The organism is Bifidobacterium imperatoris (assembly GCF_002860405.1).
GTDB lineage: Bacteria > Actinomycetota > Actinomycetes > Actinomycetales > Bifidobacteriaceae > Bifidobacterium > Bifidobacterium imperatoris.
Genome location: NZ_NMWV01000038.1, coordinates 1 through 12,767 on the forward strand (window position 1 = coordinate 1; position 12,767 = coordinate 12,767).

Sequence of the window (12,767 nt, forward strand, 5' to 3'; positions counted from 1 at the left end):
AGCTGAGAGTGGTTTGAAATATACTGTGCTCTTTGTTGATGATGGATCGAAGGATGATACTCGGCAGTTGGTTCGCGAGTACGCGCAGCAGCATTCGTACGTGAAGTATATTTTTCTTTCCCGTAATTTCGGAAAAGAAAAGGCGATGTTTGCTGGAATTCAGCATGCGAATACGGACGCTCTGGTGATTATTGATGCTGATTTGCAAGATCCTCCGGAACTTATTCCTCAGATGGCGGAGTTATGGCGCCAAGGTTATGAAGATGTGTATGCCCGTCGACGTTCTCGTGAAGGAGAAAGTTGGCTGAAGAAGGCAACGAGCCGTTGGTACTACGATTTGTTGCAAAAGGTTTCCGGCGTGGCCATTCAGAAGGATACGGGTGATTTTCGTCTACTCGATCGTAAATGTGTAGATGCGTTAAAGCGTTTGGACGAATCCGAGCGTAATTCCAAAGCGCTGTTTAGTTGGATTGGATTCAAGAAAATTGAGTTTCTTTATGACCGTGATCGTCGAGTTGCGGGAAAAACCAAATGGAATTACTTCAAGCTATTCCATTTGGCAATGGACGGTATTACCAGCTTCACCACGTTACCGTTGAAGGTTGCGACATGGTCTGGCGTGCTAGTGTCATTCATTGCACTGGTCTATGCGATTGTGATTCTGGTGAGGACGATTGCATTCGGAGTTGATGTGCCGGGTTACGCTTCCACTATGGTGGTTGTGCTGATTCTGGGTGGTATTCAGCTGTTAAGCCTCGGTATCCTTGGTGAATATTTAGGTAGAATTTTTATGCAGACGAAGAATCGTCCAAACTATCTAGTGGAGGAACAGAATATTGACTGATAGAGCTCGATAATTGTCTATTTGAACGTCTTAGAGGACGCAATTGATAATTGGGCTCCAGACCGTATGGTTCAAGAATCGATAGTTCGATTCGGTCATGTGCTCACGGTATGCCTGACGGTATGCTGGAGCGTATGGCTGATGAAGTTTTTACTCCTCATAACATTATTGTGACCGGTGGCTGTGGTTTCATCGGTTCGAATTTCGTGCATTATGTGTATAACAACCATCCTGACGTGCATGTGACGGTGTTGGATGCGTTGACGTATGCGGGCAATCTGGAGAACATCAAGGGGATCCTTGGTGACCGTGTGGAGTTCGTGCATGGCAACATCTGCGACGCGGAGCTCCTGGACAGGATTGTCCCGGGGCATGATGCGATCGTGCATTACGCGGCGGAATCCCATAACGATAATTCGATTGCGAATCCGGAGCCGTTCCTGAAGACGAACGTGGAGGGCACGTTCCGCCTCCTGGAAGCCTGCCGCAAGTACGATGTGCGCTATCACCACGTGAGCACGGACGAGGTGTACGGGGACCTGGCGTTGGATGATCCGGCGAAGTTCACGGAGGAGACCCCGTACCACCCGTCCAGCCCGTACAGCTCCACGAAGGCGTCGTCGGATCTGCTGGTGCGCGCCTGGCATCGCACGTTCGGCATCCGCGCCACGATCAGCAACTGCAGCAATAATTATGGTCCGTACCAGCATGTGGAGAAGTTCATCCCGCGTCAGATCACGAACATCCTGGAAGGTGAACGTCCGAAGCTGTATGGCAAGGGTGAGAACGTGCGTGACTGGATCCATACGGACGACCATTCGACCGGCGTGTGGACGATCCTGACCAAGGGCCGTATCGGCGAGACCTACCTGATCGGCGCCAACGGTGAGAGGAACAACATCACCGTGCTGCGCATGATCCTGAAGATGATGGGCCAGGATGAGGATGCGTTCGACTGGGTGAAGGACCGTCCGGGCCATGACCGCCGTTACGCCATCGACTCCACCAAGCTGCAGACCGAGCTCGGCTGGAGGCCGAAGCACACCGACTTCGAATCCGGCCTGAAGCAGACCATCGAATGGTATACGGAGAACCGCGCATGGTGGGAGCCGGCCAAGGCCGCCACCGAAGCCAAGTACAAGCAACAAGGACAGTGAGCAAACGCATTTGATTATGCTTCGCGTGTCGCTTTGTCCCTTTCGTTCGTATAATTAACGCTTGTATGTACGAGGGTTGACTCGGCGCAAGCTGTGGTCCCCATAGGCGGAGCGGGTTTCTCGTTCCGCCTTTTATTTTTTTGTGAGAATGATATGTCTGATTCGAGTAGCGGTTCCTTGAACGTTATAAAGCCAGTGGCCACTGTTTCTCGCCAGCTCGAGACATTGCGCTCTCATAAGGTCGCCTTCGAACGCTGTGATGAAGAAGAGGCTGCCCGATATCTAACGGATAATACGTATTTTTTTAAGCTAAAGGCTTTCGATAAGAAGTTTGAGAGGAATGAAGCTGGAGAATACGCATCGCTTGATTTCGCTTATTTGCAGGATATAGCGACAGTGGATTTCCATATTCGTCGTTTGGTCTCAGAACTGACATCAGATATAGAACATGCACTAAAGATTCGTTTCAACGTATTGTTGATGAGACGTACGAGTGAAGACGGGTATACAGTCGTTCGTGATTATGAACGGCATGAAACGGAGTATCGTCGCTCGCTCTATCCTGACGAGGAGCCATCTGAGTACGATATTTTTCAATCATTCAAAAGTAACGCATATACTCAGGCAATCATTGAAAAATATGGTGGTAATCCGCCTGCATGGTTGATTTGGGAAGTTTGTCCATTGAACGAGACGATATCGTTCTACCGCTATTTTCTTCATCGCATCGGGTACAAGGATACTGTATTCGCTTTGCTGGATGGCGTCAGGATTTTACGTAATGCCGCTGCGCATAACAACTGTTTGCTGACTGCTCCTGCATATACGGTTAATCGTACCGATATATTGCAGGATTGCTTAACGGAGCTATTGGATGATGAACTATTCGATGAACAGCGGGAAATGATATTGGACCTATCGCAATGCGATCCTTTGGTCCATGATTTCGCGTGTGTTATTTGTTGCCACATCAATTTAGTAAAAAGTCGTGGGATTAGCTCCCGTGCGAGAGAGTCTGCGTTGACCTTTATGAAGCGGGCGCATCGGAATATGGAGTGGTATCGCTCTGCGGCAAGTGGTTGCTCGTATCTTTGCCGACAGTTAGATGCTATTTGCACATTGTTGATGGCATTTAGGAAGTATGCTCCTGAACAGGAATCAGGCGGCGTGCTGAGCGCGCCCCCGCAGAATTATGCTCAACGTCGTGATAGGCATCGGCACACAACTCATAATGCAAGAAGACATTAAAGAATAGGAAAATATAAGGAGCAAGTGATATGTCCTTCGAATTTGAAAAGGAACTGAAGGTCACGGAGACGAATATTCCAGGTTTGCTGGTGTTCGATCTGCCGGTGCATGGTGATAATCGTGGCTGGTTCAAGGAGAACTGGCAGCGCGCGAAGATGACCGCGCTTGGTTTGCCGGATTTCGGCCCCGTGCAGAACAACATCAGCTTCAACGCCACCAAGGGCGTGACGCGCGGTATCCATGCGGAGCCTTGGGACAAGTACATTTCGATTGCGGCGGGTGAGATCTTCGGCGCGTGGGTTGATCTGCGTCCGGGCGAATCCTTCGGTCAGGTGTTTACGACGCGTTTGGATCCGTCGAAGGCGATCTATGTGCCGCGTGGCGTGGGTAACAGTTTCCAGGCGTTGCAGGACGGCACCGTGTACACGTACTTGGTGAACGCGCATTGGAGTCTGGAGCAGAAGAAGACGTACACGTTCGTGAACCTGGCGGACCCGGAGCTTAATATCCAGTGGCCGATCCCGTTGGAGGAATCCGAGCGTAGCGAGGCTGATCTGCATCATCCGATGTTGAAGGACGCGAAGCCGATGAGCCCGAAGCGCACGCTGGTGACGGGTTGCAACGGCCAGTTGGGGCACGCGATCCGCGCCTATGCGGAGGCGCATGGTTTGGAGGGGTTCGAGTATACGGATATCGACGAGTTCGATTTCTCCGACCCGAACGCGTACGTCAAGTATGACTGGAGCCTGTACGGTACCATCATCAACGCCGGCGCATACACGGCGGTGGACAGGGCCGAGACCGCGGAGGGCCGTCCGGTCGCGTGGAAGGCGAACGCGCAAGGCCCGGCATTGCTCGCCAGGGTGGCGAGGGAGCATCACATCACGCTCGTGCACGTCTCAAGCGACTACGTGTTCGACGGCACCGCCGAGGAGCATACGGAATCAGAGGCCTTCGCCCCGTTGGGCGTGTACGGCCAGACGAAGGCCGCCGGCGATATCGCGGTCGGGAACGCTCCCGAGCATTACATTCTCCGCAGCAGTTGGGTGATTGGTGAGGGCCATAACTTCGTGAAGACCATGATGATGCTCTCCAACAAGGTCGCGGACCCTGAGGATGGTCTGGACCAGGTGACGGTGGTGGACGACCAGTACGGTCGCCTCACGTTCACCAGGGACATGGCGGAGGCGATCTTCCACCTGCTCGACTCCCACGCCCCGTATGGCACGTATAACCTGACGGGTTCCGGCGCGGTGAAGTCGTGGGCGGATATCGCGGCTGAGGTGTTCGATCTGGCCAACGGCAACGGCGAGAGGGTCAAGCCGATTAGCACGGCCGAGTACTTCGCGAACGCGACCAACCCGGTCAGCCCGCGCCCGACCTATTCCGCCCTGGACCTGACCAAGATCGGCGAGGCCGGTTACACGCCAGCCGATTGGGAGGAAACCCTCAAGGCTTACGTGGCTAAGGAGCTCGAGAAGTAACTTTAGCTGCTGAATTCCGTGTGAAAACCGCGCAGAAGACTCTGCGCGGTTTTCTGTTTTGCGCTGGTATTGGCTAAGCTGGATACGCTTGTATGAATATGGAGAAAGCAGGTCTCATGAAGGGCATTATCCTCGCTGGTGGTTCGGGCACTCGACTTTACCCGCTTACGACGGTGACGTCGAAGCAGCTGCTGCCGGTGTATGACAAGCCGATGATCTACTACCCGCTGAGCGTACTGATGATGGCTGGTATTCGTGACATCCTGATTATCTCCACGCCAAAGGACCTGCCGAACTTCGAGAAGCTTCTCGGCAATGGTGAGCAGTATGGTGTGCATTTCAGCTACAAGGTGCAGCCCAGCCCGGATGGTCTGGCCCAGGCGTTCATCCTCGGCGAGGAGTTCATCGACGGCGAGCCCTGCGCCCTGGTGCTCGGCGACAACATCTTCTACGGCAACGGCCTCGGCCGTACGCTGCGCAAAGCCGCGTCCGTGGAGCATGGCGCCACCGTGTTCGGCTACTACGTCGATGATCCTGAGCGCTATGGCGTGGTGGAGTTCGATGAGAACAAGAAGGCCATCTCCATTGTGGAGAAGCCGGAGCACCCGGCCAGCAACTATGCGGTGACCGGCCTGTACTTCTACGACGAACGCGTCACTGAGTTCGCCAAGCAGGTCAAGCCCTCCGCCCGCGGCGAGCTTGAGATCACCGACCTCAACAAGATGTACCTCGAAGATGGCACCCTCAACGTGCAGACGCTTGGCCGCGGCTACGCGTGGCTGGACACTGGCACGATGGACTCCCTCTACGAGGCCGGCGAGTTCGTGCGCACCGTGCAGCGCGCCCAGGGTCTGCCGATTGCTGTGGCCGAGGAGATCGCCTACGAGAATGGCTGGATCAGCAAGGAGGAGCTCCTCGAATCCGCCCAACGTTACGGCAAGAGCCCCTACGGCAAGCACCTCAAGGACGTGGCGGATAACAAAATTATCGTGAAGCCGCGCGAAAACTGATGATTAGGCTGAGGTGCTGTTCTAATGCCATTAGTATCTTTCGTGGTAATTGCGTATAACGTACGGTCTTACATCAGTGAATGTTTGCAAAGCCTTAAAGAACAGACTTTGGATGATTTTGAGGTTATCGTTATCGATGATGCAAGTACCGATGGCACGCGCGAGTGTATTGATGAGATTATTAAAAATGACCATCGGTTCCGATTGATTCCGAAATCCATGAACGAAGGTGCTCATTTAGCTCGTCGTACAGGTGTTTTAGCCACGACTGGAGAATATGTTTTCTTCATCGACGGTGATGATTATGTCAGCGAATTGCTGTGCGAACAATTATCGTTAATGATTAACAAGACGCAAACGGATATTATCCGTTTCGGAGTTGATGCATTTCCCGAAGGCGAATCTGATAGCGGGACAGCGAAGTCGGTCGAATTGGTGTTCAATAGTGCTAAAGGAATAAGGCGTGATGGCGCAATCCTTGAGTCCGTCTTTAGTGACATATTGGTTCCCCGCGAGACATGGAGCATCACCGTATGTGCGTATCGGGGAGATTTTGCTCGGCATGCGTTTTCAGAAATGACCTCGAGCCGTTTGGGATATATGGAGGATACCTATGAATTCTTCGTCGCGGCTAATGAGGCTCGAGAGTTGCGGAATTATGTAGACTTTCATGCTTTAAAGTATCGTATTGGCGCTGGCAGATCTGGCCAGAAACGTTATACGGCTGAGGAGTATATAAAAAGGCAGCAGGAGGTACATGATATGTATCTCCATCTATGTGATTACTGCGCCACGTTTTCCAATGATATATCGCTGGATAATGCAAAAGAATGGATGTATAAGCAGTATCTTTCAATGCTTTGTACCGATTGGGTGACTCGTTTATCTGCGGACTCTCAGCGACTAGTTTTCTCTTCCATTGTGAATTCATGGGGAGCCCCAAGTGCTGGAGAGATGCTGTTATCTCCCATACAGGCTAGGGCTAAGTGGCTGCTTCCTCAAGATACTATCCCAGCTCATGATGATGATTTTTATCGGTGGAGCAATCTCCTTGAAACAGAAGTCTTTCCAAAGCTTTCCTCGGATCAATTATCTGCCTATGGTGCGTATTATCAGTTGAAAAACGACGTCGAGCAGCATATGACCGACATTGTGCGGCAAAGTGAAGAACAAGCACAAAAACAGCGAACGGAAGCTTTACAACAGGAGCAAGAACGCGGTTTTGTATTACGTGCGGTCGATAAGGTCATACCAGAAGGGTCACTGTGCCGGGACATGATTCGTGTGGTACGTGCGCATAAACGGCGTGCCAAATAATTGTGTAGCGATACTAGGTATTGATGTTGTGAAAGGGATATTGTGAGCATAAAAAACAGTCATGTAAAACGACTGGGAATCTTCTGCTTCTACGATAAGCAGGGACGAGCTGCCAGTTTCATCAAGGTCTTTCTTGATGACTTGATGAAGAATCTGGATGATTTGGTCGTCGTGGTGAACGGCAAGCTGGACAATCAAGCTCGTCAGCTGTTCTCGCAGTACACCAACACCATCATCGTTCGTGAGAACAAGGGCCTTGATGTTGCTGCCTATAAGAAGGCGATTCTGACCCTTGGGTGGGAAAAGCTTGAATCCTATGACGAAATCATTTGTTTGAACGATACCGTGATGGGGCCGGTTTATCCGTTCAAGGAGATGTTTGATGTCATGGATACCAAGCCGGTCGATTTCTGGGGCATCACCGCATATGCGGGGGAGACTGTCAATAACGAAGTCATCCCCATGCACCTGCAAGCGTACTGGCATGTGTACCGTCGCTCGCTGGTTTCTTCTCCTGCTTTCCACGAATATTGGGAAACTATGCCGTTGTGGAAGGACTATGCCGAGGTCACCCGTAAGCACGAGATGACCTTCACCAAGCATTTTGAGGATCTTGGTTTTACGTGGGCCTCGTACGTGGACTGGAAGAAATACCAAGGATATTCTTCGTATCCGTTGCTGTACATGCCAGCACAAATAGTGCGCGATGACCGCTGCCCGATCTTCAAACGTAGATCATTTTTTGTGGATTACAGCGCTTACTTTGACCAGACCGCCGGTCAGCCTGCTCTGGATCTGTACGATTACGTGCGCGAGCATACCGATTACGACACCGATTTAATCTGGGATGCTATTCTACCTTCCTACAATATTGACGATATTCGTAAGGCCATGCATCTGGATTACGTGTTGCCTTCGAAAACGCTGAATCATAGGCACAATGAGAAACTGCGCTCAGCATTCATCTACCACATTTACTTCATGGATCTTCTTGAGGATACGTGCCGCTATATTGCAGCATTGCCCGAAGATACCGACCTCTATATCACGTCCACTGAAGACAAGATTCCGCAGATTCGCGAATACATGCAGCAGCATGGTGTAAATCATCTTGTGACCTTTATCCCGGTGATCAACCGAGGGCGTGATGTCTCCGCATTGCTGGTCGCATCCTGTTCAGTAGTACTGAGCGGTAAATATGACGTCGTTGGATTCGCGCATGACAAGAAGTCAAGCCAGAATCAGGAGAATGGACACCACGGCACCGAAAGCCAGGGCTTCGCTTACAAGCTCATGGAAAACACTTTGGGCAGCAGGGATTACGTGGAGAACATCTTGACGCTCTTCGCTGATAATCCGCGTTTGGGTCAGGTGGCTCCGCCGCCGCCCTACCATGCGCTGTACTTCGCGCACACCATTCCACATGACTGGGGTGCAAACTTCGAAATCACGAAGGATTTGCTGGAGAATAAGCTCAACATTCATGTGCCATTGTCTCCGAACAAGCCTACGGCCTCAGCAATGGGTTCTTGCTATTGGTTCCGCGTCGAGGCACTGAAGCCGCTGTTTGAATATGGATGGAAGTATGAGGACTTCCTTCCCGAAGGCGTGATGGGTGAAGACGGCACGATTTCTCACGCTATTGAACGTGCGAACGGATATGTGTGCCAGTCGCGCGGATATTATCCGGCATGGGTGCTTTCCGATCGATACGCTCGCATCGAGATTGACTCGCTGTTCTACACGAACGCGATGCTGATGAACTCTTCTGCAGAAGCTCGCCGTGGCGAATCGCTGTTGAGCAACATGTATGGATTGCATGCAGCGACCACCCGTTGGCGCATTCTGAAAGCTGCTAAGCACCGCGTGCACTTAGGTCTACAGGATGTTGCCTCGCATACAGTGCGGAAGCTACCAGAGCCGGCGCAAAACGTGATTTATACGGCCGCGTGGACGCCTATTACTGCTGTACGGTATGTGCTGGGCAAAGTGCGAGCGGGCATACGAGATTTACGTAAGCATTAAAATCGTATCCAGACAGTCTAGGAAATAAGACAGGAATTTTATGAAGACAATAGTCTCGAAACTACAAGAGCGCTATAGGTATTCGCGTATTGTGCTCAAGGAAATGGTCAAGACTGATTTCAAGTTGCGTTATCAGGGATCTTTCCTCGGCATTGCATGGTCTGTGTTGAAGCCATTAATGCTGTTTTGCGTCATGTATGTCGTATTCGTGAAATTCCTGAAATTCTCGGACGGAACTCCAACCTTCCCCTTGGTGTTGCTGTTAGGTATCGGTCTATGGAACTTCTTCGCTGAGGCGACCAACATGGGATTGTCTGCCATTGTGGGCCGAGGTGATATCCTGCGTAAGATTCACTTCCCGAATTACATCATCGTTGTGTCAGCAACGGTAGGTGCATTGATTAGTCTTGCCATCAACATGTGTGTGGTACTGGTGTTTTGCATCTTCAGCCGTGTGCAGTTTACTTGGGATGTTCTTTGGCTACCGCTGAACTTTATTGAGTTTTATGCGTTGGCGTTAGGTACCGCACTGCTATTGGCGGCGCTTAATGTGTACTTCCGAGATATGCAACATATCTGGGAAGTGCTGATGCAGGTATTCTTCTATGCCACTCCTATTATTTACCCATTGTCATTGGTCACAGAGAAGACCGGTAATCCGATTTTTGCGAAAGTCATGTTGCTCAGTCCTCCGGCCCAGATTATTCAGGATATTCGTCATAATCTTATCGCTCCGGAAACCACTCCGACGATATGGACCCAGGTTCATAACTGGGGACTTAGAAGCATTCCGGTTGTGATTACATTCTTCATTTTGTGGCTTGGAATTCATATCTTCCGTAAGTACAGCCAGAAGTTTGCGGAGGTGTTGTGATGTCAGAGGAGCAGGAGAATCTGCAGGTGGACAATCGTAAGACTGTACTGAAGGTTGAGCACGTCGCTAAATCGTTCCGTCTGCCCACGGAACAGGCATCCGGTCTCAAACAGGCTATTATTAACTGGACCAAGGGTATCAGCGGTTTCAAGATGCAGCATGTGCTGAGAGATATTAATTTCGAAGTCAAAGAAGGTGACTTCTTTGGCATTGTTGGTCGCAATGGTAGTGGTAAATCTACACTGCTGAAACTGATTTCTGGTATCTATATGCCCGATAAGGGATCAGTTACCGTAAACGGTAAACTTGTTTCGTTCATCGAGCTTGGTGTGGGCTTTAACCCGGAGCTGACCGGTCGTGAAAACGTGTACCTTAACGGCGCGCTTTTAGGATTCAGCCATGAAGAGATTGATGCGATGTACAACGACATCGTCGAATTCTCGGAGCTTAGTGAGTTCATGGACCAGAAACTGAAGAACTACTCCAGCGGTATGCAGGTGCGTCTGGCGTTCGCGGTCGCTATTAAAGCACGTGGTGACATTCTTGTTTTGGATGAAGTTTTGGCGGTCGGTGATGAAGCTTTCCAGCGTAAATGCGACAATTATTTCTCGCAGATAAAGAAAGACCCGACCAAGACTGTCATCCTTGTTACGCACAGCATGGATGCTGTTAAGAAGTACTGCAACAAAGCCATTCTCATCAAGAATGGCGAGATTATTGTTTCTGGCAATCAAGATGATGTTGCTGATCGTTATACGCTGGAGAATTTCCAAAAGAAAGATTCTTCAGATTCTAATGACGATGGATCAGAGTATCCAACTGGCCTGAGCAAACGTGTTCCAACGCTTAAGGTCAATATATTGAGCTCCTCTGTGGCTGACGGTGTCAATCCTCTAAAATTCGAAATTGAATATGACTACAGCGAAGAACGTGAGGCATACATCGGCATTGCGTTACTTGATTCACGCCGAAGTGGCCATGCTTATGATGCAGGATCCCAAACTGATAATCGTGGAATGATTATCAAGCAGCGTGGCCACCACACCATGCAATTTGAGATGCCTCTCGGCATCTTTAACAATGGTGAATTCAAGATTTACGCCACTTTGCGGGCGGTGGAAAACCCCGGTGAAGACCCAGAAATGATTGCATTTACCAATAACGATAATTGCGGGTATTTTGCGATTCGCAATGAACGCAATGGTGAGGCCGGCATGTTGAGTAGCCGTGCGATTCAGATTAATCGACTCGATTAGTTGCCGCCAATAGGAGTATAGGTTGAATCTCTCGCAATATGCTGAAACACTGGTAAATGGCAATTTATCACAGCGTCAATCGTTGTTCGCGAAGGCGATTGACAAGTATAAGGCTGCTGGCATTGTGTCTGCCGTGGCTGCGAAGTACTGGACTGATTCCGCGAAAGCATTGCGAGCGGTGGGGCCGTTATTATCATCTGTGTCCCACCGAGAGGATGCCAAAACTATCGCGCTGTATTACTCCTATCTGTCTATCGGTGGCGCTGAACGCGTAACTGCGTTTTTAGCTAATCTATGGACTGATATGGGATATCGCGTCATACTCATTACTGATGATGACGCTGGAGAGGATGCGTATCAGTTAAACCCGCAAGTGCAGCGGTGTAAGATACCAAGCTATTCCCAGACGGATGCCGAGCATTATCATGAGCGCGCTGACGCTCTCAGTAAAATTCTTGCCGATGAGCTGGTTGATGTGCTGGTATATGGGCAGTGGCTTGGCCAGACGTTACCGTGGGACATGATGCTCTGCAAGTCGCTCGGTGTTGATTTTCTCATCTATACGCATGGCGTAATGCGTTGCATGTTCGATGCCGATCGAATGCGTGCCGAGTTGGCTATGTCATATCGTTTCGCGGATGGTGTTATTACGCTCTCTGACGTTAATACGCGTTTTTGGCGCTTATTCAACACACATGTATGGCAAACAATTAATCCATTGACCATTTTGCCTGATGATTCAAAGCGTTCAAATCTGGAATCTGACACCATCGTATGGGTTGGGCGTATGTCCCTATTCGATAAAAAGCCTGACGAAGCGCTGAAAATCATGGCTGAAGTTGTTAAGCAACGTCCGGAAGCACGGTTGCTGATGGTCGGCCCCTTTGCCGACGAAGCAACGGAGAAGATACTTGTTTCGCAGAGAAAATCTCTTGGGCTCGAAGGCAATGTTGAGTTTGCTGGCCCTCAGGAAAATGTATTGCCATATTTGCAAGAAAGCAGCATCTATCTTGCTACTTCGTTATATGAAGGATATCTGCTTGCTTTAGCGGAGGCAAAAACGGTTGGCTTACCAAGCGTTATTTACTCACTTCCTTATTTGACGTTAGTGCAAGATCAGAGTGTGACCCAGGTGCCTCAAGGCGATTATGCGGCGGCGGCGAAATCTATCTGTGCATTACTGACGGATCGAAATCGCATGCGTGAATTAGGGGATGTGGCATTCTCCAATATGGTTGCTATGTCTCATTATGACTTTGCTCGGCAGTGGAAAGGGATTTTCGATTCGTTATCTGATGAATCCGCAAGTGCTTTAATCGATGATTCGATGGTCAATCTGATGTTGGACGCACGTATTGTTTCCGCGCGTTCTTATGAGGAGGCTATTGAGACCTTGCAGCAGCACAATGCTGCGCTGGAGCAAGTGTTGGCGCAAAAAAATAGCGAAGTCCAATATGTCCGAAATTCAACTTCTTTCAAAGTCGGTCTGCTGGTGACTGCTATACCGAGAAAAATCAAGCTACTAGTGGATAAAATCCGCAAGTAGCTTGAC

10 protein-coding genes are annotated in these 12,767 nt (G+C 50.1%); all 10 read left to right on the plus strand.

The window, feature by feature from the left end; genetic code table 11:
• Nucleotides 1-844, plus strand: an 844-nt coding sequence (locus Tam1G_RS10730; RefSeq protein ID WP_243394886.1) for a glycosyltransferase family 2 protein, incomplete at its 5' end; no start/stop codon positions are given.
• 134 nt (nucleotides 845-978) lie between these two features.
• Nucleotides 979-2,001: a dTDP-glucose 4,6-dehydratase gene (gene rfbB, locus Tam1G_RS10735; RefSeq protein WP_101626530.1), complete on the plus strand. Its 1,023-nt coding sequence runs from the start codon at nucleotides 979-981 to the stop codon at nucleotides 1,999-2,001.
• Between the two features lie 195 nt (nucleotides 2,002-2,196).
• Nucleotides 2,197-3,249, plus strand: a complete 1,053-nt coding sequence (locus Tam1G_RS10740; RefSeq protein ID WP_165781995.1) for an Abi family protein — start codon at nucleotides 2,197-2,199, stop codon at nucleotides 3,247-3,249.
• 29 nt (nucleotides 3,250-3,278) lie between these two features.
• Nucleotides 3,279-4,733, plus strand: coding sequence for a sugar nucleotide-binding protein (locus Tam1G_RS10745; RefSeq protein ID WP_101626514.1), 1,455 nt, complete (start codon nucleotides 3,279-3,281; stop codon nucleotides 4,731-4,733).
• Between the two features lie 116 nt (nucleotides 4,734-4,849).
• Complete coding sequence (gene rfbA / locus Tam1G_RS10750) at nucleotides 4,850-5,743, plus strand: glucose-1-phosphate thymidylyltransferase RfbA (protein ID WP_101626515.1); 894 nt, start codon at nucleotides 4,850-4,852, stop codon at nucleotides 5,741-5,743.
• Nucleotides 5,744-5,767: 24 nt separating this feature from the next.
• Nucleotides 5,768-7,060, plus strand: a complete 1,293-nt coding sequence (locus Tam1G_RS10755; RefSeq protein ID WP_101626516.1) for a glycosyltransferase family 2 protein — start codon at nucleotides 5,768-5,770, stop codon at nucleotides 7,058-7,060.
• Nucleotides 7,061-7,099: 39 nt separating this feature from the next.
• Nucleotides 7,100-9,085 carry a rhamnan synthesis F family protein gene (locus Tam1G_RS10760; protein WP_101626517.1) on the plus strand — a complete coding sequence of 662 codons (1,986 nt, stop codon included), beginning with the start codon at nucleotides 7,100-7,102 and terminating at the stop codon, nucleotides 9,083-9,085.
• A gap of 40 nt (nucleotides 9,086-9,125) precedes the next feature.
• On the plus strand, nucleotides 9,126-9,959 hold the full coding sequence (locus Tam1G_RS10765; protein WP_101626518.1) for an ABC transporter permease: 834 nt from the start codon (nucleotides 9,126-9,128) through the stop codon (nucleotides 9,957-9,959).
• The gene (locus Tam1G_RS10770; protein ID WP_101626519.1) at nucleotides 9,959-11,215 is read left to right on the plus strand and encodes an ABC transporter ATP-binding protein; all 1,257 of its coding nucleotides are present in this window, start codon (nucleotides 9,959-9,961) and stop codon (nucleotides 11,213-11,215) included. Before Tam1G_RS10765 ends, Tam1G_RS10770 begins: the two co-directional genes overlap by 1 nt.
• Nucleotides 11,216-11,237: 22 nt before the next feature.
• On the plus strand, nucleotides 11,238-12,761 hold the full coding sequence (locus Tam1G_RS10775) for a glycosyltransferase (protein WP_101626520.1): 1,524 nt from the start codon (nucleotides 11,238-11,240) through the stop codon (nucleotides 12,759-12,761).
• The last annotated feature ends 6 nt before the right edge of the window (nucleotides 12,762-12,767 follow it).